Origin of the sequence: Marinomonas sp. 5E14-1 (assembly GCF_039939215.1) — a bacterium.
Classification (GTDB): domain Bacteria; phylum Pseudomonadota; class Gammaproteobacteria; order Pseudomonadales; family Marinomonadaceae; genus Marinomonas.
Map to the genome: position 1 here is coordinate 50,964 of NZ_JBDXMW010000012.1, position 22,033 is coordinate 72,996.

At 41.6% G+C, this 22,033-nt stretch carries 25 protein-coding genes and 2 pseudogenes; 19 read left to right on the forward strand and 8 right to left on the reverse strand.

The features are described from left to right. Window positions 1-102: 102 nt before the first annotated feature. Window positions 103-387, forward strand: a pseudogene (locus ABFY09_RS11690) (hypothetical protein); the annotation flags it as partial. 74 nt (window positions 388-461) lie between these two features. Here the strand turns inward: ABFY09_RS11690 and ABFY09_RS11695 are convergent. From ABFY09_RS11695 to ABFY09_RS11705, 3 genes are all read right to left on the reverse strand, one after another. Continuing rightward, window positions 462-1,085: an OmpA family protein gene (locus tag ABFY09_RS11695; protein ID WP_347984498.1), complete on the reverse strand. Its 624-nt coding sequence runs from the start codon at window positions 1,083-1,085 to the stop codon at window positions 462-464. Window positions 1,086-1,209: 124 nt separating this feature from the next. Next, the gene (locus ABFY09_RS11700; RefSeq protein WP_347984499.1) at window positions 1,210-1,632 is read right to left on the reverse strand and encodes a VOC family protein; all 423 of its coding nucleotides are present in this window, start codon (window positions 1,630-1,632) and stop codon (window positions 1,210-1,212) included. A gap of 91 nt (window positions 1,633-1,723) precedes the next feature. Beyond that, window positions 1,724-2,038: a hypothetical protein gene (locus tag ABFY09_RS11705; RefSeq protein WP_347984500.1), complete on the reverse strand. Its 315-nt coding sequence runs from the start codon at window positions 2,036-2,038 to the stop codon at window positions 1,724-1,726. Between the two features lie 88 nt (window positions 2,039-2,126). Between ABFY09_RS11705 and ABFY09_RS11710 the strand changes: the two genes are divergently transcribed. Continuing rightward, a complete protein-coding gene (locus ABFY09_RS11710) occupies window positions 2,127-3,155 on the forward strand; it encodes a nucleoid-associated protein (protein ID WP_347984501.1) in 1,029 nt (342 codons plus the stop codon). On the opposite strand, the gene ABFY09_RS11715 is transcribed toward ABFY09_RS11710, so the two are convergent. Both ABFY09_RS11715 and ABFY09_RS11720 read right to left on the reverse strand, forming a co-directional pair. Then, window positions 3,148-3,795 (reverse strand): HAD family phosphatase, encoded by a 648-nt coding sequence (locus tag ABFY09_RS11715; protein ID WP_347984502.1) that lies wholly within the window; start codon window positions 3,793-3,795, stop codon window positions 3,148-3,150. The genes ABFY09_RS11710 and ABFY09_RS11715 overlap by 8 nt on opposite strands. A 138-nt stretch (window positions 3,796-3,933) precedes the next feature. After that, complete coding sequence (locus ABFY09_RS11720; protein WP_347984503.1) at window positions 3,934-4,125, reverse strand: hypothetical protein; 192 nt, start codon at window positions 4,123-4,125, stop codon at window positions 3,934-3,936. A gap of 143 nt (window positions 4,126-4,268) precedes the next feature. Here ABFY09_RS11720 and ABFY09_RS11725 point away from each other — a divergent pair, with 143 nt between their 5' ends. Continuing rightward, the gene (locus tag ABFY09_RS11725) at window positions 4,269-4,751 is read left to right on the forward strand and encodes a DUF2947 family protein (protein ID WP_347984504.1); all 483 of its coding nucleotides are present in this window, start codon (window positions 4,269-4,271) and stop codon (window positions 4,749-4,751) included. Window positions 4,752-4,798: 47 nt separating this feature from the next. On the opposite strand, the gene ABFY09_RS11730 is transcribed toward ABFY09_RS11725, so the two are convergent. After that, window positions 4,799-5,500 carry a tRNA-uridine aminocarboxypropyltransferase gene (locus tag ABFY09_RS11730; RefSeq protein ID WP_347984505.1) on the reverse strand — a complete coding sequence of 234 codons (702 nt, stop codon included), beginning with the start codon at window positions 5,498-5,500 and terminating at the stop codon, window positions 4,799-4,801. A 270-nt stretch (window positions 5,501-5,770) separates the two neighbouring features. On the opposite strand from ABFY09_RS11730, the gene ABFY09_RS11735 reads away from it, so the two are divergent. After that, a complete protein-coding gene (locus ABFY09_RS11735) occupies window positions 5,771-6,535 on the forward strand; it encodes a DUF1499 domain-containing protein (RefSeq protein ID WP_347984506.1) in 765 nt (254 codons plus the stop codon). A gap of 85 nt (window positions 6,536-6,620) precedes the next feature. Beyond that, complete coding sequence (locus ABFY09_RS11740) at window positions 6,621-7,220, forward strand: TetR/AcrR family transcriptional regulator (RefSeq protein WP_347984507.1); 600 nt, start codon at window positions 6,621-6,623, stop codon at window positions 7,218-7,220. Here ABFY09_RS11740 and ABFY09_RS11745 read toward each other — a convergent pair. Continuing rightward, window positions 7,213-8,970, reverse strand: a complete 1,758-nt coding sequence (locus tag ABFY09_RS11745) for a DEAD/DEAH box helicase (RefSeq protein WP_347984508.1) — start codon at window positions 8,968-8,970, stop codon at window positions 7,213-7,215. The two genes, ABFY09_RS11740 and ABFY09_RS11745, sit on opposite strands and share 8 nt — an antisense overlap. A gap of 90 nt (window positions 8,971-9,060) precedes the next feature. Here ABFY09_RS11745 and ABFY09_RS11750 point away from each other — a divergent pair, with 90 nt between their 5' ends. The 14 genes and pseudogenes from ABFY09_RS11750 to ABFY09_RS11815 all read left to right on the forward strand — a co-directional run bounded on the left by ABFY09_RS11750 (window position 9,061) and on the right by ABFY09_RS11815 (window position 20,773). Then, window positions 9,061-9,753 carry a 2OG-Fe(II) oxygenase gene (locus tag ABFY09_RS11750; protein WP_347984509.1) on the forward strand — a complete coding sequence of 231 codons (693 nt, stop codon included), beginning with the start codon at window positions 9,061-9,063 and terminating at the stop codon, window positions 9,751-9,753. A 136-nt stretch (window positions 9,754-9,889) separates the two neighbouring features. Further along, entirely contained in the window at window positions 9,890-10,885 is a 996-nt protein-coding gene (locus ABFY09_RS11755) for a rhodanese-related sulfurtransferase (RefSeq protein ID WP_347984510.1), read from the forward strand. A gap of 183 nt (window positions 10,886-11,068) precedes the next feature. Then, a complete protein-coding gene (dnaX, locus tag ABFY09_RS11760) occupies window positions 11,069-13,273 on the forward strand; it encodes a DNA polymerase III subunit gamma/tau (protein ID WP_347984511.1) in 2,205 nt (734 codons plus the stop codon). A 14-nt stretch (window positions 13,274-13,287) separates the two neighbouring features. Beyond that, window positions 13,288-13,614, forward strand: a complete 327-nt coding sequence (locus ABFY09_RS11765; RefSeq protein WP_347984512.1) for a YbaB/EbfC family nucleoid-associated protein — start codon at window positions 13,288-13,290, stop codon at window positions 13,612-13,614. 9 nt (window positions 13,615-13,623) lie between these two features. Then, window positions 13,624-14,217 carry a recombination mediator RecR gene (recR, locus tag ABFY09_RS11770; protein WP_347984513.1) on the forward strand — a complete coding sequence of 198 codons (594 nt, stop codon included), beginning with the start codon at window positions 13,624-13,626 and terminating at the stop codon, window positions 14,215-14,217. A gap of 1 nt (window position 14,218) precedes the next feature. Continuing rightward, the gene (gene rnd, locus ABFY09_RS11775) at window positions 14,219-15,361 is read left to right on the forward strand and encodes a ribonuclease D (protein WP_347984514.1); all 1,143 of its coding nucleotides are present in this window, start codon (window positions 14,219-14,221) and stop codon (window positions 15,359-15,361) included. 27 nt (window positions 15,362-15,388) lie between these two features. Next, window positions 15,389-15,682: a YcgL domain-containing protein gene (locus tag ABFY09_RS11780; RefSeq protein WP_347984515.1), complete on the forward strand. Its 294-nt coding sequence runs from the start codon at window positions 15,389-15,391 to the stop codon at window positions 15,680-15,682. Window positions 15,683-15,716: 34 nt separating this feature from the next. Further along, a complete protein-coding gene (locus tag ABFY09_RS11785) occupies window positions 15,717-16,196 on the forward strand; it encodes a YcgN family cysteine cluster protein (RefSeq protein WP_347984516.1) in 480 nt (159 codons plus the stop codon). 50 nt (window positions 16,197-16,246) lie between these two features. Then, window positions 16,247-18,130, forward strand: coding sequence for a vWA domain-containing protein (locus ABFY09_RS11790; RefSeq protein ID WP_347984517.1), 1,884 nt, complete (start codon window positions 16,247-16,249; stop codon window positions 18,128-18,130). Next, window positions 18,123-18,908, forward strand: a complete 786-nt coding sequence (locus ABFY09_RS11795) for a class II glutamine amidotransferase (protein ID WP_347984518.1) — start codon at window positions 18,123-18,125, stop codon at window positions 18,906-18,908. Before ABFY09_RS11790 ends, ABFY09_RS11795 begins: the two co-directional genes overlap by 8 nt. A 340-nt stretch (window positions 18,909-19,248) precedes the next feature. Continuing rightward, on the forward strand, window positions 19,249-19,431 hold the full coding sequence (locus ABFY09_RS11800; RefSeq protein WP_347984519.1) for an SEC-C metal-binding domain-containing protein: 183 nt from the start codon (window positions 19,249-19,251) through the stop codon (window positions 19,429-19,431). Window positions 19,432-19,547: 116 nt separating this feature from the next. Beyond that, window positions 19,548-19,922 (forward strand): annotated as a pseudogene (locus tag ABFY09_RS11805) (isochorismatase family protein); the annotation flags it as partial. Beyond that, the gene (locus tag ABFY09_RS11810) at window positions 19,904-20,440 is read left to right on the forward strand and encodes a DUF924 family protein (protein ID WP_347984520.1); all 537 of its coding nucleotides are present in this window, start codon (window positions 19,904-19,906) and stop codon (window positions 20,438-20,440) included. The pseudogene ABFY09_RS11805 and the gene ABFY09_RS11810, both read left to right, overlap by 19 nt. Before the next feature lie 84 nt (window positions 20,441-20,524). Then, window positions 20,525-20,773, forward strand: a complete 249-nt coding sequence (locus ABFY09_RS11815; protein ID WP_347984521.1) for a hypothetical protein — start codon at window positions 20,525-20,527, stop codon at window positions 20,771-20,773. A gap of 86 nt (window positions 20,774-20,859) precedes the next feature. On the opposite strand, the gene cysK is transcribed toward ABFY09_RS11815, so the two are convergent. Continuing rightward, entirely contained in the window at window positions 20,860-21,825 is a 966-nt protein-coding gene (gene cysK / locus ABFY09_RS11820) for a cysteine synthase A (RefSeq protein ID WP_347984522.1), read from the reverse strand. Window positions 21,826-22,033: the final 208 nt, after the last annotated feature.

The window sequence follows — 22,033 nt, forward strand, 5'->3', positions numbered from 1 at the left end:
AAGTGAAGGTTGCTATTAATAGTCAGTCTCAAATGATGCCGAAGATAAAGCGATAAATGAGCTAGTGGTATTAGGTAGGGTTGATAGTGTTTTTTCCTCCCTGAGGATTTAACCAAAAGTACTGAATGCAAAAAAATGATCGAGTCATTTGTTAATAGGTTTGGTGGAATGGATGTGCTGATTAACAATGCTGGTGGTTTGGGGGGGGGGGGCGCATTCCAGTCTGGAGTTGATACACTATCTCATGCCGATAAAAGTGATGAATTAAAAAATAAAGTTGCGGGAAGTATTGCTTTGAGTGCTTCGCTGAATCAGAAGAGCTCGCTCCATTGTTTAAGTTTTTCGCCTCATAACTGTGGCTGTTTACATTACAGGGCAAATACTTGATATTAATGGCGAGCAGATGTACTTATGATTTAAAGATGGATTGAAGAAAAAAGTGAAAGGTCTCTTGTCTTCTTTTATCTGTTATTTAAAGCTGTATTCGCACTAGTATCGATACTGTAAATAGTCCAGCGCTTATTTGCGAATTGCTGTTCTGCAATCACTTCAGCTACAACTCGGCGGTTTTTCTCACGGCCTTCTTCTGTATCATTGTCACTGATTGGTCGACTTTCGCCATACCCAATGCCTTTTACTCTTTCTTGCTTAATTCTAAAGCTGTCTACTAAAACGTCTGTGATCGCTGTCGCTCGCTTTTGAGATAGCGCTTCGTTTAACTCTTCAGAGCCTCTATCGTCAGTATGGCCTTCAATAATAACTGTGCTTGTTGGGTGGCTTTTTAAGAAGGAAGCCAGCTTTTTTAATTCTGGGTAAAAACGAGATTGAATGTCGGCTTTTCCAAAATCAAACAAAATATTTAACTCAACTGAAAGTAATTTGGTTGTTTGGCTCGGACAGCCATTGTTGTCTACTACTGAGCCAATAGGTGTATTTGGGCACAAGTCTCGAGCCGTAATAACACCATCTCTGTCTTCATCTGACAGGCGAGGCTGTATTTTTGATGTATACAAGCTTTCAGCTGAAGCTAAATGACTAAATGCAAACAATATTCCAAAGCTAATTACTTTTGTAATAGTGCTCATGATCAATTACCACTCTTTCATAAATAAATCTAATGATTATAAGGTTAATGAAAGCGTGATACGCTAGCTAGTGTCTTTTTGTAGCTTTGTTAGGCATAGAAAATCGAAATGTAGTGAAATGTAACTACCAACGTCCAATGTTCTCCATAGAAATCCAAGGCTCAGCTATTTCAAGAGGCTCTCCTTTTTGGAGTAGCTCAATGGAAATATTGTTTGGATCTTTAATAAAAGCCATGCGCCCGTCTCTAGGTGGACGTAATATTGTAACCTCCATAGACTGAAGGTGAGTACATATTTGATAAATGTTATCCACTTCGAAAGCTAAATGGCCGAATTGATCACCATTTGAGTAGCTTTGTTCATTCCAATTATGAGTAAGCTCTACCTCTGGCGCACCATACTCTGTGGCATAATAAATAAGAGTGAACTGGCCTTTTTCATTATCTTTTCGTTTGGTTTCTATTAAACCTAATCCTTGGGTGTAAAAGATGTGACTTTCTTCTGGTTTGTTCGTTCTGATCATAGCGTGCAGGTATTTTATGGACATGAGAAATTCCTAGTCTGCTTAAACTTTGTATCTATTTAATCAGCCTATAGAGTGCAACACAAAGGTATTATGGAAGATCAATAATTTATTCTCATTCTTCCCAAATCCATCTGATGGGGTCGCCGAAGTCATCATAGATAATTTTCTTTTTTGGCTTTTTCTTGGGTAAAGGCGTAGGAGGGGATGGTTTCTTTTTTTGCTGTAAAGCGGCAACAACATGATTTAATGGTGTGCGCTCTTTTTTGGGCTCGCTAAAGCCCATATGGCTCGTGTTATACTTTCCATCAACTAGGCCAGACTCACCCATGTCGATTTGCTGGATCTCTCCCTTTGCTTTGATAAATTGATCTACTAAAGACTCAAGCTCTTTTCGTGTGTCTTTTTTCGTTGTCTTAGGTTTTATCATAGTGTTTGGTTGAGGTGAGTCCTGTTTTAAGGCAATGTGATTTTAGAGTCGATCATTAATTATTCATATTAAACGTAAGAGGTAGCTGGTGTCTATTAGCAACTTAATTGTGCATGAGATTCAAAAACATGAAGGCGAACGTAAGGCAATATTAATTGCACGCCCTAATGAGAACCCTGTTGATGGGCAAGCTGAAGCGCTTTCTGCTCAGGTGACGAATTTATTTAATCGCTCTGGAATGAACACTGGACGATTTGCTAATCCTCAAGGGAGTGAAGAAGGAGCACAGCTTCCAGCCTTACTTACTAAGTATTTTAAAGATAATGCATTTTTAGATTTTTCTGCGTTTACAAAAGAATGTGCGGCGGAGTATTTGAAGCATCTTGAGCCAGTAGAAGAAGCGGGTGGTGGCTTGTTGTGGTTTAACCATTACGAGTTACATGATACCCACTTTTTATACATCGTCATGTTGAAGCGTAAACAAGGGATTGGCCTTGGCGCTGACCTTAGTCTGTCTCAAGTTGAGCAAATTGAAATGGAAAAATTGCATATGGCATTGCGTATCAATTTGACCGCTTGGCAAGGAGAAGATGAGGGTCGATATATTGCTTTTCGATTTGGTCGTGCGCCTAAATTTGAGAGTGAGTACTTTACTCAGTTTATTGGTTGTGATGAGCCTAAGGCTGCGGCAAAAGAGACACGTAAATTAGTGGATCTAACATCAGCGTTTTGCCAATCAGAAGGCTTGCCTTCTAAACAGGCAAATGACTTTAAAAAAGTGGTTTCCGAGCATTGCCAAGCGAGAGCGGAAGATCGCGAGCCTCTTGAGATTAAGTCGATTGCTTCTGAAGTTGAATCTCGTTTTTCTATCGAGCAAGCAAACAAGTTTTTAGAAATTGCAGATTCAGATAGCTTTAAAATGGAGAAAGAGATTTTTGTTGAGAAAGCGGCTCTAAAAAAACTAACTCGCTTATCGGGCAGTTCCCGTGCTTTGACTTTAAGTTTTGACAGTGAATTATTAGGGGAGTCTGTTGTGTTTGATGCAGACTCAGGAGCCTTAGTTATCAAGGATCTACCTAAGAGTCTGCTTAAACAATTGCAATCGGTTTCTAACTAAGACCAAGCAATATTTCCAAATCACTCATAGAGTCAAAACAGGCGGTTGCACCTGCAGCCGTCTGAGTTGCTTGATCCATTTCCGCGCTATAAGCGAAAACCTTCATGCCTGCTGCGTATCCAGCTTTGATGCCAGTTACAGAGTCTTCAATAACGATGCAATCTGCAGGGGCGACATTTAGTGCTTGAGCCACTTTTAAATATAGATCTGGCGCAGGCTTTCCGTGCTTAACATCTTCTACGCAAAATCGAACGGAGAAGGTGTCAGTTAATTGTATTTTGTTTAGCTTTAAATCCATTTCAAGGCGTCGAGCATTGGTCGCCATTGCAATTGGAGTGGGTATTTTCTGAAGTAGTTCCCTGACTCCTGAAATGGGTTCAAGTTGAGACATGATCATTTGGTGGAATTGTTCTCGATATTCTTGATCAAAGTTTTCAGGTAAAGCACGGCCGAGTAGTCTTTCTGCGTTACGCATGGTTTCTTGGTTTGTAAAGCCTGTAAATTGCTCGAGAAGTGTCTTTTTGTCTATATCCAAACCTTGTTCGCGCAGCATTGAGGTGTAAATATTGTTAGACATGGTTTCTGTGTCAACAATGACGCCATCGCAGTCAAAAATGATTGCTTTATAGGAATGAGGCATAAAATAAACTTCGTTGTGAGTGAATTCAGATCATAACGAATTTGAAGATGTTTAAGAAAGGAAAGGGAGGGAGTTTTATTATTTTTCTCCCCTTTAAAGTCGTGATTTACGATATAATTATAGACTGTATCTATGGAATTATAGGTTTGCTTGGCTTAGGTGTTGTGGGCGATCGCTGGCCTTTTTGATAGTGCTTACTGTTGTTTTAAAGAAAGCAACAACCGCTTTTACTTGGCGAGCACGTTTTTGACGGCGAGCATAGTCAGCAGCACCAGTGTCTTCAAAGCCCCATTTTGCTAAAAGTGCTTCATATTGTTCTTGAGAGTCCATGATATTCTCCTGTTTGGTTTGTTAGAATGTTGTTTTATTACAACGTTTTCAATATTAAATAGACTCGTGATATTCGGCAAACGATCCTTTTTCACACTTAAGGTTAGTTTTTTTCATCATTAGAATTTGTTAAGGAAATCAGCTTGTATCAACCATTAGAAAGCTTTTCAAAAAGTTGGATTTTTAAACGCAATGATCCAAAAGTTGAAAAAGAAGATTTGGATAAAATACGCCTATTAAGTGAGCAGAGAGCTGGTCAAATTTGGCGGGATTACATTAGCTCTGATCAACTTCATCCAGACCATTTTACAGATCAAGATTGGTTGGCTTCAGAATCTTCCAAAGCTACGTTAATAAAGGTTCAATGGGAAAAGTCGTGGGACAGTGAGCAAGTGGAATTACCAGAGGAATTACTGACGCATTTTGCGAATTGGGGAGAGGATACAACCGTCTTTTTTTGCTGCCACAATGAATTAGTATTTGAGCTTTCATGGAGCGTTTTTAAACGAACATGGAAGGCATTCTTGTTTCTTGATAATGGTCCTGTTTTGGTTGGAAAAAAGAAGAAACAGGCAGCACAGTTTCACTCTAATGGATGGGTGAATTTGTTATTGAGAACGTCTTAATTCGTGCTTTTCCATTCTGTAATTTTCTTTCATTTTTGAGCGCTGTTTTATGGCGCTTCATATCGTCTGCGGCTATTAAGACACCGTTTATTAAAAGCTTGGTAGTAGTGAAGCAGCTTCTGGCTTTGTTCTAAGTGGCCGAGTGTGTCTAAGAGCATTGCGGTGACTTCAGCCGTTGCAAATTGCATTTTGTGGCTAGAATGCCTAACTAGAAAAGAGCGTTTTGCCCCACTGCTCACTTCAAAGTGCGGAATGTGCTTTAGCCATTCGCTTTGGTGAAACATTTTACTGGCCTGCTTCCATGTACCATCCAGAATGATAAAAGTATGCTTTTGTGTTGCGTTGCTTGAAGGCGCAACAATTCTAAGTTCTCTTTCTTGGGCTTTCGCAGTATCAGTATTTGGAAAAAGGATGGTGCAATTTCCCTGTACTTTATTGAGGTGTTCAAGCAAAGGTTTTGATGGTTCCGTACGACTCCAGATATAGGCTTTTGTATCATCTGGGAATAAATCTGCGATCAGTCGTCCGCTGTTAGTAGGTTTGTGAATCTCATCTCGATGAAACAGTAAGATAAATTCGATAGGTGAAGAGTCAGTATTTCTTAAATGACAAAAGCATACATCTTCAGACATAAGGCAATGCGGACACCGTACAAGATTTGAGCCTCGTGCTTGGAAAGGTCTCATGGATTCTTGTTTGCATTGCTCGCGAAGAATGTCGACACAATGTGGTTTAAGGTTGGATACCATGAATCGAATGCTTGCTTAATAAGTCTAATAGTTGAGGGTCGATATTATGATGATTATCTTTTAAACGTCTACAAAACTTGAATGCTTCTATTAAAACATATTAGGCAGCCGAATTTTGAAAAATTACGTTTAAGTATTAGATATTTAACGTAATCTTGACTAAAAATATGCAAATACAAAGGAATGAGTAGAAACCTCCCTTTTACTCCTGTTCGTTGGCTGCAACACGCGATATTGTGTTCAATATTCTTTTTGTACTATGAGTTATTTATGAGTCGTTATATCTCTCCGGTGCTGTATATCCTCCTTATGCTAGTGGGGTGTATGGCATTTATTTCCATTGCAGGTGTGCGAGTTGGGCTTTTTGACCCTTCAACTGGCTTCTCCATGCTAAGGGAAAGTGTTTTTGCCTCTTTAATTTTGTCTGTTTTAGCCATTGGTTCATTGTGTGTTTGCCGGAAAGAAAATAATATTGCAGGTCAGCGTTTTTTCATTTTGGTGCTAACAGTCTCATTTGTTTATAGCTCAATGTGGATTGTGTTTTATGTACAGAAGTCAGGTTTGCCGAAGATTAATGATATTACGACAGACATAGACACACCGCCTTCCTATATGAATGTCAGTTTTATTCGTAAGACGAAAGAAAATGATGTTAGTTACAATGAAGGTTTTGCCTTTATTCAGCACAAATATTATCCTGAAATACAGCCTTTGTTCACGCGCCTTGATAAAGCTAATGTTTACTTGGCCATTTCTGAGCTTGTTGGGAAAAGGGGTTGGGAAGTCGTGGCTAATTATTCTCAAGTTGGCGTTATTGAAGCGACAGCTCGAACTCCCGTCTTTGGTTTCCGCGATGATGTTGTGATTCGAGTCATGCGGGTCGAAGAGAACCAAGTTCGTGTGGACATGCGCTCTAGCTCCAGAACGGGAGGTGGTGATTTTGGTGTAAACGCAGAACGAATTCGCGACTTTATGAAAGACCTATCTGAATCCCTTGATAAATCCTTCCTGCCTAAAATGAGTTCTGTTCGATAATTTATCTAGGATTATTGAAAACTCTCGTCATTAAAAATAAGACAAGCTAGACTCTCCAAGTATTCAGTATAAGGGAGAGAGATAGGTGAGTCTTCGTCAACAGCAAAAAGCCAATACACGATCTAAAATCAAAGCGGTTGCTAAAGATGCTTTCTTAAAACAAGGTATAGAAGCTACGAGTACACGCTATTTGAGTACTCAAGCCGGTGTTGCGGTCGGCACTTTGTTTGTTCACTTTCCAGATAAACTCTCCCTAGTAAAAGATATTTTCTTCGATGAAATGGATACGGCCTTACGAGAAGCTGTTATGGCGCAAAAAGCTTGCGCTTCACCGATTGATTATTTGATTCAAACGGCCAAAATGTTGTTTGAGTTCTATGACGAATACGCTGAATTTACAAGACAAGTTTTATTGGACAGCTTGGCAAAAGGCGGCTTTCATACGAGTCAAATGATGGTGATTTCAGAAGGTATTAGTAAGCGTTTTAAGCAAGTTGGAGTAGATGAACAAACAGCCACTATTTTTAGTGACAATATGATTGCGAACTACTGGCATGTTTTATTAAACGGCGTGCCAAAAGGAGAGTTAGGCATGCATGCTATCGACCAACTAAAGCGCTTAAATTTGCCGTTTGAAATGTCTTACCGAAATGCCCTTAAGAGTCGAAAATCATCTGCTAATTAAGCTCATTGGCTTTTCGATAGAGGCCTTGATAATCAAATAAGCGTTCTGTTACCTGCCAATGCTGTTTTTGCTTTTTAGCGATAACGAAGTCTGGAGTGGGTAGGTAGGGTAAAAATCTTTCTACTTCTTCTAATGTATCGAATTGAATAGATTGGCTGCCATTGGCGATTCTTCTGCTGAACAGATCATTAAACGACTGGCGTGCCTTTTTATAGTTGAAACGAAAGGTTTCGGAAAGTGTCAGCCCATCTTCGTCGTGATAGGTTATTTTAAGGCTTTTTTCCTTCCATATTATTTCTGGTGTAATGTCTGCGCAGCGTAAGACTTTATTGTTTTTTAGATTTAATGCGCTTCTTAATAGATCATCTGGATCAATGAGCTTTTCTGCGCAATGTTGGCACTGTCGAGCGGCAATGTCATTTTCTTCATGGCAGTGTGGGCAGCGTTTAAAGCGAAAGCGATATGTACATTGTTCTTCGCCATCCGGTAAATTAATTAATCCGTGACAACGGCGGCCGAAGTGTTCAAGGATGTTTCCTTCTGCGTCCTTTCTTCCCCAAAATGTATTAGCGAAATCGCACACAGGGCAATGAACCTGCACAGCGACAGAGTCTTGAGTTGGTTTTTTCTCACCAATTTCAGGTTGAAATATGTTGTAGCCATTGTTGGTGTAATCCAATACCAAACAGTCCTTTTTTTCAGGGCTCAGTCTTAATCCTCGACCGACAATCTGCTGAAATAAGCTAATGGATTGTGTTGGTCGTAGAATGGCAATAACATCCACATGAGGTGCATCAAATCCAGTGGTCAGAACAGAAACATTAACAAGATATTTGATCTTCTTTGCTTTAAAAGACTCAATTAAAGCGTCTCTTTCTTTGAGCTTGGTTTTGCCTGTAATTAAAGCAGTTTCATCTGTCGGCAAGTAACCGACGATTTCTTTGGCGTGATCGATAGTGGCGGCAAAAATCATCACGCCTTGCCTGTTTTGACTAAGTTGAATGATTTGCTCTGTTACTGCTTGCGTGACTCTGGGGTGTTTATGTATCAACTCGTTGAGCGCAATGTCATCTGTGTTTTGTTCACCATCTAGGCTTTCGGTTAAAAGGCTAAAGTCATAATGAGCAACGGCGGCATCATAATGAATCGGTGGCGTTAAATAGCCATTTTTCACCATGTGCTGGAGCGGTAATTCAAAAATACATTTTTTGAAAATACTGTTAGTACATTGACGAGTGTAGCCATGATAGTGGTTTTGATAGATCCAACCAGAGCCTAAGCGATAAGGTGTTGCAGTCAGCCCAAGAATTTTTACGTTAGGGTTGAGAGCCCGAAAATGCTCCAGTGTTTTGTTGTATTGGCCGCTTTCTTCCATACCCACTCGATGGCACTCATCAATAATGATTAAGCTCATGGCTTCTTGGAAGTTCTCTAGATTTGCGGCGATAGATTGAATGCTGGCGAAGGTGGTTTTTTCTGTACTGCTTTTCTGGTTCAAGCCGGCAGAGAAAATTCCCGCAGAAAACCCTGTCGCTAAAAACTTGGTGTGATTTTGTTCTACTAGCTCTTTTACATGAGCAAGACAAAGAACACGGCCTTTGGCTAATCGACTCAACTCAGCAATCACTAAGCTTTTACCCGCGCCGGTAGGCAAAACAATGACGGCTGGATCGTCTGTATTACGAAAATGAGCAAGAGAGGATTCGACCGCTTGGTTTTGATAATCCCGTAATACAAAAGGCTGAGTCATAAGTGTTGAAATCTTAGTGTGTTAAATGAGGAGCTAAAGTAATATAACTGTCTTGTTAATTTTGCCCTTTTAGAAGTGATTAATCTATCTATGCCTGTCGACACTTGGTCAGTAAAAAAACTTTATATAGAAAACTCTATTCCGGTGTTTAGTCGAGAAGAGCCTTTTGCAAACCTCTTAATGGACTTGAGGACCAAAGGTTGGAGTATTCAGGATGATTTCTTTTCTGCGGATTTTACTCAGGCGTTAGTGGACGAGGCGGAAAACATTGAAAATGTTCAAATGCAGTTGGCAGGTGTTGGGCGCAAGCAAGATCACCAAATATTGCAAGACGCCCGACGTGATTACATTCAGTGGATCGACCCTGATAAACCGATCAGAACAGATTTCTTGAAAGTAATGGAAAGCTTGCGCGTGGTGTTAAATCGCTACCTTTTTATTGGCTTATTTGATTATGAAGCCCATTTTGCCCGTTATGAAAAAGGCGCTTTTTATGAGAAGCACGTGGATGCTTTCAAAGGCGAAAGTAACCGTGTTCTGTCTACTGTTTTGTATTTGAATGAAAATTGGCAAGAGGGTGATGGTGGTGAATTGGTGATTTACGATGAGCATAATCCCGACATCGAAGTCGGTCGCTTCTTTCCTAAAAAAGGTCGCTTGGCAATATTTCTAAGTGAATGCTTTTATCATGAAGTGGTTGTGGCGCATCGAACTCGGCACAGTATTGCGGGTTGGTTTCGGGTTAATAGCACGACAGGGAAAAGCCTCGATCCAGATCAGTAGACTCATGTTTTTGATCCTATGATGAAAATGGCAATTTTTATCAAAACAGCCTCGAAAAAACCATTATAAATCTCTATAATGCGCGCCTTGTTTAATTGCTCTGGTTTTACGTTCCAGATCGCATAGGAGATAGAAAATGTCGAAAGTTGTTGTTTGTGCCCTTTATAAATTTGTTGACCTGCCTAATTTTGAATCCATTCGTGAACCATTACAAAAAACGTTAGAAGATAATGGTATTCGTGGCACCTTGTTGCTTGCGAATGAAGGTATTAACGGTACCGTAGCAGGGTCCCGTGAAGGTATTGATATTTTGTTGGCTTGGTTAGACAAACAGCCTGGATTAGACAATATTGTGTCGAAAGAGTCTTACGACGAAGATATGCCTTTCTATCGAACAAAAGTTAAATTGAAGAAAGAAATCGTTACCATGGGCGTTGAAGGTATTGACCCAAAGCGTGTGGTTGGAACCTATGTGAAGCCGAAAGACTGGAACGATCTTATTTCAGACCCTGATGTGGTGTTGGTTGATACACGTAATGATTATGAAGTTCAGATTGGTACTTTTAAAAACGCAGTGAATCCAAAAACAGATACTTTTCGTGAGTTTCCTGACTACGTTAAAGAAAACATGGACCCACAGAAACAAAAGAAAGTGGCGATGTTTTGCACTGGCGGTATTCGTTGTGAAAAATCCACGGCTTACATGCTAGAGCAAGGTTTTGAAGAGGTGTATCACCTTGAAGGCGGCATTCTAAAATATTTAGAAGAAGTACCAAAAGAAAACACTATGTGGGAAGGAGAATGCTTTGTTTTTGATAATCGCGTCTCCGTTAACCACGATTTAGAAAAAGGCGAATACGACCAATGTCATGCTTGTCGTATGCCAATCACTGAAGAGGAAAAGCAAGACGAGTGTTACACACAAGGTGTGAGCTGCGTTCATTGTTTTGATAAGTTTACCGACGAGCAGCGTCAGCGTTTTATTGAACGCGAGCGCCAAGTTCAATTAGCTCGTTCCCGCGGTGAAGAACACATTGGTGCAGAAGTATTGAGTGCGGTAGAAAAGCATCGCCTAGAAAAAGTGCTGGAAAAAGAGCGCCAGCGTAAGATACGTGAAGCGGAAGCAAACTAGCCCTTAAAGAAATCGCTCGACCTTGTCGGGCGATTTTGGTTTAAATCCAAACTATTGATCTTTATAGTGAAATTTTCTTGTGGTTTCCTCCGAATACATGCTACACAAGATACGAAGAGTGGTTTCGAAATTGCTCGGACTACCGTACAATGAAAAATCGCTTTTTATTAGCCAGAATCCATCATGAGTTATCAAGTTTTAGCACGCAAATGGCGCCCGCAGACCTTCCTAGAAATGGCAGGGCAAGATCACGTACTTCAGGCGTTGGTGAATGCGTTGCGTCAACAGCGTTTGCATCACGCGTATTTATTTACTGGGACTCGTGGTGTTGGTAAAACCACCATTGCACGTATTTTTGCTAAATGCTTAAACTGTGAAACTAATGGAATCTCTCCAGAACCTTGTGGAACCTGTGACAGTTGCCGCGAAATAGTCGAAGGTCGATTTGTTGACTTGATTGAGGTTGATGCTGCTTCTCGTACCAAGGTTGAAGACACGCGAGAGTTATTGGAAAACGTTCAATACGCACCAACTCGTGGACGCTTTAAAGTGTACCTGATAGATGAGGTGCATATGTTATCTACTCACTCCTTTAATGCTTTATTAAAAACGTTAGAAGAGCCGCCAGAGCATGTTAAGTTTCTACTGGCGACCACAGATCCTCAGAAACTTCCTGTCACTATTTTGTCTCGCTGTTTGCAGTTCAATTTGAAGAATATGTCGCCGCAGCGAGTGGTGGATTATCTGCAAACGGTTCTGGCAACAGAGCAAGTGACGTTTGACCAACCCGCGTTGTGGCAAATTGGTCAGGCTGCCAATGGCAGTATGCGTGATGCGTTAAGTTTGACGGATCAAGCGATTGCTTTTGGTAATGGCAGTATTTCTGAGTCTGGCGTGACGTCCATGCTTGGCTTAGTGAACCAAACTCAAATATTGGATTTACTAGAAAGTGTAGCGTCTAAAAATGCCGAAGATGTTTTATCTCGAATCGAACAATTGGCGGATTACCAACCAGACTTTACGGCAATTTGCGGCAGCTTATTAGAGTGTTTGCACCGTGTCGCGATTGAGCAGCAAGTGCCAGGTGCGTTATTGGATCAGCTAGGGGATTTATCCCGAATCAAATCCATAGCGCAAAATGTGAGTTCTGAAGAGATACAGGTTATGTATCAAAGCTTGCTCATTGGTCGCCGTGACTTACATCTTGCTCATTCGGCTCGTGCAGGTTTTGAAATGCTTATGTTAAGGCTGATCGCATTTCGCCCTGCGCCGCCTATGACGGTCAGCCATGATATGTCGGCTGTTCCTGTTGTTAGTGCGCCCATGACGGGCGAAGCGGCTTCGACTTATTCAGAAGGACCTGAAACAAAAAACAGCGAAGCAGAAAAAAAAACAGCGCAAATTGAGGTAGGAACGCCTACTCAATTAGAAGAATCAGATGAGGCAGTTTCAGAAACTAGCAAGCCTGTTGAATTATCGTCAGAAGCTCGGCCGCCTTGGGAAGAGGCTCCTGAAGAATTGGACGTTGTAAACAGCGACTCTGAGTTAACAGAAGAATCAGAAATGTCAGTAGAGCCTGAAACGCCAGAAGTGCATGTTGAGCGTTCAGAGGAAATTGCTGAAGAAGAAATAACAAATGCTCAAAGCGAATCTTTAGGGCCGACAGAAGAACTCAACGAAGAGACGAACTCCGCTGACTTAGTTGAACGAGCGGTTCCAGAAACGGTCAAGTCTTTCGTTGTAAAAGAAGATGCGTTTGCGGAAGAGCCTCAAGATTTTGACGAGGAAGAAGCAGAAGAAAGAGCCATTGCAGATGTTGTAGACCCTTATAACCCAGCAGCGGAATTGGTTGATGCTTTAAGTGCTGATCCTCTTGAAACGATTGAAGAGGAAGTTCAACAAGAGCGCAACGGGCCTGACTTACGTCTGTCAAAAGTGCCAGATACAATAGCTCAGCCAGCATTGGGAATGCCGTTGCCAGAATTGAACCACTATAATGAGCTAACCATGAAACTCTGGTGGTTGGTGGCGCCGCGCCTACCTTTAACAGGATTGGTACAGAATATATTAATGAATTCCAGTTTAGTAGATGCAAGCGATCATGGTGTTCGTTTAGAAGTTCCACTGGAATATGGGCATATGTTGAATCAAACGCGTTACGAGCAAATTCAAGGTGCTCTGGGCGATTTCTTTGCTATGACAGTGCCTTTGATTATCGACACGGTTGAAGATACCACAGGTGTTACGGCAGAAGAGTTTGCAGCGAGTAAACGGGCAGAAGCCTTACAAGTTGCAATAGAACATTTGAATTCACACCCAGTTGTGCAGGCTTTATCGACAACGATGGGCGCACAATTGGTTTATGATACTGTAAAAGTTAAAGCTTAATTGGAGAGAAAGTTATGTTTAAAGGTGGTATGGGTAACATGATGCGCCAAGCGCAGCAGATGCAAGAAAACATGCAGAAAGCGCAAGAAGAAGTTGCCAATATGGAAGTGGAAGGCCAAGCCGGTGCCGGCCTTGTTAAAATCGTGATGACAGGTCGTCATGATGTAAAACGTGTTTCTATCGATGATTCTTTGTTCGAAGACGATAAAGAAATGTTAGAAGACCTAATCGCGGCGGCGGTAAACGATGCTGTACGCAACATTGAAGTTAGTCAGAAAGAAAAAATGGCAGCAGCAACAGCAGGTATGTCTTTGCCACCAGGCTTCAAAATGCCTTTCTAGGAGTTTGCTTTGTTTAGTCCCTTAATTAAAGAACTGATTGAATCATTACGTTGCTTGCCAGGAGTTGGGCCTAGATCAGCTCAGAAAATGGCGCTGTATTTATTAGAACGTGATCATCAAGGGGCAGACAGACTGGCAGAAGCATTACGAGAAGCGCTCGACAAAGTTGGGCGTTGCTCAAGCTGTCGTACATTGACAGAAGAAACGGAGTGTCAGATTTGTCAGGACACAGAACGAGATGCGACACGCCTTTGTATTGTTGAAACTCCTGCAGATGTCATAGCAATTGAGTCGGCAGGTAGTTTTTCAGGGCGTTATTTCGTTTTGCTAGGGCATTTGTCTCCGATTGATGGCATTGGCCCAGAAGAATTAGGCTTGGATCGCTTGGAAACTTTGGTTCAACACAACAAAGTAGAAGAAGTGATTATTGCCACCAACTCAACGGTAGAAGGTGAGGCGACTTGCCATTATATTGCTGAGAAACTAAAAACATTGAACATCAACGTGAGTCGTATTGCTCATGGCGTGCCTATGGGCGGCGAGTTGGAATACGTTGATGGCAACACTTTGGCGTTAGCGCTAGAGGGACGGAAAACACTTTAGTATGAATGATCAAGATGATGCTCTGAATATTATTTGGGTAGCGGATAACGAATCTCTATTGAGCTGGTGTGACTATTGGGCGCAACTGCCTGTTATTGCCGTTGATACTGAGTTCATTCGACGTTCCACTTATTTCCCCATTACAGGGCTTATTCAAATCAGTGAAGGCGACAAAGCTGTACTGATTGATCCTTTAAACATTGATGAGTGGGCGCCATTGAAAGCCTTGATGGTCAACCCAGATGTCATGAAAGTGTTCCATGCTTGTTCCGAAGATTTAGATGTATTCGACCGTTTATTAGGCGTTTTACCCATGCCTTTTTACGACACGCAAATCGGTGAAGCCTATGCGAGCGGTCAATGGTCTTTGAGTTATGTGAAGCTAATTTATGAATATTTACAGATTGAAGTAGCGAAAGATGAAACTCGTTCTGACTGGACTCAACGCCCATTAACCGATGCTCAAAAGCGTTACGCTGCTTTGGATGTTGTGTATTTAGCCAAGGTTTACCCTTTGCAAGTTGCTCGTTTACAAGAGAAGGATATGCTTGAGTGGGCCATTGAAGACGGTGAGTCTTTGAAATGGCAATACAAGATGAATTCTGATCCAGAACAAAATTGGTCGAACGTGAAGACAGCATGGCGTTTGTCTCCAGAAGGGCTGACTTTGTTGCGTTTGCTGTTTATCTGGCGAGATGAGCAAGCTCGAAAAGAAGACGTACCGAAAGGACAGATTCTGAAAGATCGCACATTATGGTCGTTGTCTAAAATTTTGCCGACTCACCATAAAGCCATTTCGGAAGCGGAAGAGCTAACTGGACGACAGCATCGTTTATATGGCGATGTTATTTTGCAAAATGTTGCTTTGGTAAAAGAGCTGTCAGAAGACGAATACCAATTGTCATTGGAAATGCCTTTGCCTTCTCAAACGGGCGAGTTAAGCAAAAAGGTTAAAGCCTTCGTTCGTGAGCGAGCAGCAGAATTACAAATCGCGCCAGAAGCAATGCTGAAGCGCAAATTACTAGATCCTTTGGTTCGTCATTTATTTGATGGTAGTGCAATGGATTGGACTAATCCGGCAATGACAGGCTGGCGTCGGGATACAATTATCAATCCAATATTAGAACAATTTAAAAAGCCCTAACATGGTGTAAGCCACCTAGAGTAAATTATGAAACAGCATTTAATAGTAGAAGTTTTTCGTTCTTCAAAGCATGACGGAATGTATCTATACGTTGAAAAAAAGGTCGGTTTGACAGATATCCCAGAAGATTTGATGGCACGCTTTGGAAAAGGCGTAAGCGCCATGACCATGCTGTTGACTAGCGAAAGTAAGCTTGCACGAACGACACCAGAAAAAGTTACTGAGGCGATTCGCGAAAAAGGTTTCTATTTGCAAATGCCTCCAGCGAAAGACGACTACTTGCTAGACTTGTATAAAACACCCACAGAATCTGTTTACTAACAGTACTTGCTAAAAACGATGGTTATTAGACATTATGATTGCAAAGCATTTTGAGCCTTTTTGGAAAACTACACTACTGGAGAATATGTCTCCAGATGAGTGGGAATCCATTTGTGATGGCTGCGGGAAGTGTTGTTTACAAAAGCTACAAGATGATGAAACAGACGAGATTTTCTATACTACACTTTCTTGTCATCAGTTAGACGTTGGCGCGAGTCAGTGTAAAGTGTATGAGACTCGTCAGTCTAAAGTGCCGGGTTGTATTACACTGACGCCAGATAAAATTGACGAATTTCAGTGGTTGCCCGATACCTGCAGCTACCGAGTTTTACATGAAACGAAAGAGTTACCGAACTGGCATCCTTTGGTTGTTGGTAACGGCAAAGAAATGCTTCGCCAAGGTTTAACTGTTCAGCATTACGCAGTGAATGAAAATACGGTCGAAGAAGAGGAGTGGGACACCTATATTATAAAATGGGTTCATGGCATGCCGGAGCCTTATGATCTAACCTAAATCAACAATGGTCACTAATGTCAGCAAAGTAGTTCAAGGAGTTCGCAAACGTGAAGTGGTTGAAAGTAAATACTGTGTTGTTTTTCTCTGCGGCCTTATTGTTTTGGGCTCCCATCAGTCAGGCTGATACGCAATTCCGTGTTATTGTTGATGCTTCTGGCAGTATGCTAATCAGTGATCCAGACAAACTTACCTCAGAAGCCTTACGCCTTATTTCCAACCTTGCTCCCGAAAAAAAAGCCACACTGGGAATTTGGCTATTTGGCGAAGTTCCTCGTGTTTTATTACCTGAATCTGTTGTCAACAAAAACACCAAAGCGAAACTGGCCAGCTATGTTGATAGTTATGTGACGCAAGACGTTCAAACTGACTTAGAAGCCATTATCAAAGAGTTGTTAGAAACACCAAGCAACAACGACCTTGAGCCAAGCTTTAATCAGCATTGGATTCTTGTGACAGACGGTATGGTGGATATCAGCCTTGATGATGCGATAAACCAAGCGTCTCGTAATCGTATTTTAAATGAACTAACCAGTGCGCTAGAGTCGCAAGGAATTCATCTTCATACTATTTCCATGACAGGCTATACGGACAAAGAACTGCTCGAAACACTTTCTCTCAAAACAGACGCAACGCACACGGAAGTAGCGATTCCTGAAGATTTATTAGACACATTCGACCGTATTTTTACGCAAGCAGCGCCTTCTGATGAGTTGCCATTCGATGGTAATCGTTTCCTTGTAGACGATGCGATTGAAGAGTTAACACTGGTTGTCTTCCACGAATATGGCATGCAGCCTCATATCTTGAAACCCAATGATCAGATTCTGTCTTTGGTAAATGGAGATGACACCTCGGTTGCCGTGTCCAATCATTATACTTTGATCACCATTACTGAACCTGATTCGGGAGAATGGCAAATCAGTAATGTGGATTTAGAGCGAAGTAGTATTCGAGTTATTACTGATTTGAGCGCACAAGTAACCAAAGTGGCTCCGGTGGTTTTTCAAAATGAGCCTATTTATTCCACAGTAGGGTTATTTCAAGACAATATATTGATTCAAGACGAAGACATATTGAATTTGCTAAGCGTTAAGCAAACTCTGTCGCGTCTAAATGGAGAAAACAAAGATGTCGTTTTTTCTAATGCTATTCCTAAAAGAAACAGCCAGTTTAAACAGAGTATCGAAGGCATTCGTGAGGCCGGAAACTATGAGTTAACCACTAAAATTGACGGAAAAACTTTTTCTCGTCAATTGACTCAATACTTTTCAGTTCATCCTGGAATTGAGTTTGAAGGCATGAATTCAGGCAGTAATTTGGTGACTTTTTCAGCAAAACCGGTGAATTTGAAGCTCAATGTGATGCGCTCCAATGTTCAGATCGAATTTACTGACGAGAGTGGTGTGATACAAACAGAGCTCATGCCGTTGATTGGCCAAGGATACTGGGAAAAAGTAGTGCCGGTTGCAGAAGACCAACATGCTAAAGTCAGAGCCAGATTGATCGGTGTGACACAAACAGGAATGCGTTTTGATTATTGGACGCCTTATTGGCATTTTGACCGAGAAGGAGAAAACGCTGCGACGGTTCAATTAGGAGACGAAGCGCTACAAGGCCTTTTAGTGACGCCTGTGCCGTCTTCTAATCGAGATGTTATGCCAATTCTTGTTCCACCTGAGATTACTGTTGTGAATGAAGTGAAAGTGGAAGGCGAAACAGAACCAACATTGCCAGATACGAATAATGAGATCACAGGAGAATTAGAAAGCGAACTAACGCAGGAAGAAGCTGGTGGATTATCCACAACAGAGTGGATGATGTATGCTGCCTTGAACTTAGGTGCCATAGTTATTATTGGTGGCGGTATTTTCTTGTACCGACTCGCGAAGAAAAATAAATCAAAAAAAGGCGATGAAGTAAACAATGTGTGAGTTATTAGGCATGAGTGCGAATGTGCCAACGGATATATGTTTTAGTTTTTCAGGGTTACGCGCGCGAGGAGGCCGAACAGGGCCGCATAAAGATGGCTGGGGAATGGCCATGTATCGTGATGGCGATGTGTGGTCAGTACACGACCCAAGACCAAGCGCTGATTCAGACATGGCAGAAATCATAAGCAGCACTTCATTAAAGTGCGATATTGTTATTAGTCACATCCGTCAAGCCAATGTTGGCGGTGTCTGCTTACTGAATACACATCCGTTTAGTCGATTGTTGTGGGGTAAAACATGGTCTTACGCTCATAACGGACAATTGGAAAATGCGGACGCATTACCAATCGCTCAACATCACCCGCTTGGCAGCACAGATTCAGAGCGAGCTTTTTGCTGGATCATAGAGCAACTGCAATCACGATTTGGTGAAAATGAACCTTCTCTAGAAATGCTCTCTGGTGCTTTATCTGAACTCGCGTTGCAACTGAAAGCTCGTGGCGTCTTCAATATGATGCTGTCCGATGGCGACAAATTATATTGCTTCTGCACCACCAAACTTCATTGGATTACCCGCCGAGCACCCTTTAAAAAAGCGACCTTATCGGACGAAGATGTCATCATCGACTTCAAAGAAGTCACTACAGACAAAGATGTCGTCACTGTCATTGCGACACAACCTCTAACCCAAGATGAAAAATGGGAACAAATGGAAGAAGGGGAGCTTTGCGTTTTCGACGGCGGGGAAGTTATCTGCCAGATTAAAGCGGAGCTTTGATTGCTCCTTTTCCATTTCTCAAAGGGAATATTTAGGAAAATGTCAGACTCCGGTTTTGAAAATATGTAAACGCGTATGTGTGCCATTTAAAGAAGCCATTTTGTGCAAACTGTAGAAAATAAGCTGCGCTTCCTCTTTTAAATAAAGACGAGGTTGGTCAAAGCTCATGAATGAATTGATCATCTCGATTAAGAGCGAATCTATTTAGAATCACCTGCGTATTGTAATTGGTAGAATAGGGTACAATTCTTCGAAATCGGATCAATGAGAATTGTTCTGCTTATTTGTGTCCTTCATTATGAAATAGACTGTTTTAAATTTTTTAAGGTATTTTCAAATTATGACTAGCAATCATGAATCAGTAGACGCTTCTAACTCAGTTGAAGATAGCTGCTGCAGTAACTCTAGTTGCTGCGCCCCTGTTGCTCCTGTTAAACGTGACCAACCAAAAATTGGCCGTAACGATCCTTGCATTTGCGGCAACGGTAAAAAATACAAAAAATGCTGTGGCAAGAGCGCCTAGCTAGCTGCTTTTAGCCCTTCTTTTTGCTTCATAAAAAGAAGGGCTTTATTCTACATTGCAGAAGACAATGACACTCCCGCCTTTATTTATAACTCCCCCCTGTAGGGAACGATTTTAAACAAGTTGTCATGCCTTTTGGCTCTGAAAGTATTATAGAAAAAGGCACGAACAGCGCATTTATCCGAACAAACCTTGATGATTATCTGCAAGAGAGAAGCATCTCGGAGGTCGTCATTGTGGAGGTGATAACAAATAACTCTGTCGAAGCGATCGCGAGAATGTCAGGTAATTTGGGTTATGAAACCTTTGTTGTTTCTGATGCTACTTGTACTTTTGATATGAAAGACTTTAGAGGTCAATTACAAACAGCGGAAACGGTTCACAATATGTCCCTTTCGAATCTACAAGGTGAGTATGCTTATATATTAAAGAGTGAAGAAGTCCTGAAGCGAATAATAAGTGGAGAGTATCAATGTACAAAGACATCATAGACTTCTGGTTTTCTGAGCTGGAGCCAAAGCACTGGTGGCAAAAAGACACTGCATTTGATGACATGATCCAAAGTCGTTTTGGTTCACTTCATGAGCAGGCCAAAGCCGGAGAGCTTTTTAGTTGGCGAGAGACAGCATTGGGTAGTCTTGCTGAAGTCATTATTCTCGATCAATTTACACGAAACATTTATCGGGATAAGTCGGAGTCCTTTGCATGTGATGCTTTAGGTTTGGCATTGGCTCAGTTTGCTATCTCGAAAGGCTTTGATACAGGGTTGGCTACAGTGGAGCGGAGCTTCTTATACATGCCCTTTATGCACAGTGAATCAAAATTGATTCATATGGAGGCCGTGACGCTGTTTGAATCATTGGGTAATGCAAGTAATTTAGAATTTGAACACAAACACAAGGTTATCATCGATAGGTTCGGTCGCTACCCTCATCGAAATGCGATTTTAGGGCGGCTATCAACACCAGAAGAAGTTGAATTTCTCAAGCAAGAAGGTTCAAGCTTTTGAGTTCATTAAGTTGCTTTTGTCGTTTTTATCACGCTTCGATTGCTGTTATCCTAGCGCCATTATTGATGTAACAGAGTAGATAGAATGATTAATGATAACGATGTGATACTGACACTCGAAGAACTTGAAGCTTTTTTACGTGTCATTGAGATGGGCACTTTAGGATTGGAAAACGTTGCAGGTGTTGCCTTAGCAAGAAGTAACAGCGATGGCCGTCCGTTTGTTGCCGTTTTAGATGATAAGCAGCAATTAGTATTGGGGCGTTGGGTAACAGAAGAAGTATTCGAGAACGGCAAAGACATGGTTCGTTACGGTACAAAGAAAATCCATTAAGCAAAAGGCTTTTACTCTTTTGCTTACAGCAAAAAATCCCGCTTAAGCTTTTGCCTAAGCGGGATTTTTGTATGTCATAAAAAGCTTTACTGAACCAGTTCGTTGTCCGTAAACTCACCTTCGAAAAGCGCAGTAGACAAATAGCGTTCACCTGAATCTGGTAATACGACGACGATTTTCTTACCTTTAAAATCGGCTTCTTGGCTTAAACGCTCTGCCGCAACAACCGCCGCACCACAAGAAATACCGCACAAGATACCTTCTTCTCGCATCAAGCGTTTTGCCATGGCGATAGCGTCTTCATTGGAGACTTGTTCAACACGGTCAACGATAGACAAATCTAGGTTTTTAGGGATGAATCCTGCACCTATGCCTTGGATTTTATGAGGCGCTGGTGTTGGATCTTCACCACTCATTGTTTGTGTAATAACAGGCGAGGTGGTTGGTTCTACCGCAACACTTGTGATGGCTTTGCCTTGTGTGTTTTTAATGTAACGACTTACGCCAGTAATGGTTCCGCCTGTTCCTACGCCAGCTACTAAAACATCAATTTCACCATTTGTGTCCTTCCAAATTTCTGGACCAGTGGTTTTTTCATGAATTTCTGGGTTTGCTGCGTTTTCAAACTGCTGAAGGTGTACGAAGTTGTCGTCTTGAGCAATTTCTTCTGCTTTCGCAATAGCGCCTTTCATGCCTTTTGCTGGCTCAGTCAAAACAATATTGGCGCCAAGTGCTTTCATGACTTGGCGACGTTCAATACTCATGCTAGATGGCATAGTAATGGTAATTGGGTAACCGCGAGACGCAGCAACGAAACATAAGGCAATGCCTGTGTTACCACTTGATGCTTCAACAATGGATTTGCCTTTGGTTAAAATGCCTTTCTTTTCAGCGTCCCAAACCATGTTTGCACCGATACGGCATTTCACAGAAAAGGCTGGGTTACGCGATTCTAGTTTCGCCCAGATGTTGCCATTACCGATGCGGTTTAAACGTACTAAAGGCGTATTGCCAATGGTAAGAGAGTTATCTTCAAATACTTGGTTAGACATACCACTTCCTTTTTTATTGGTCGTTGAATGATTGCTGCCGATGGTCGCAGCATATTGGTTTCACTATAACCTCTTGATGGGGATTAATGTTAGAATTTCCAACTATATAGATAGAAGCGACGCGCGACGCTAAGTTATTAAGCCATGCTTGTATAAAACGCAGCACTTATAAGTGAAAGTGCTCAGCGACGTAAGCGCCCAATTAGAT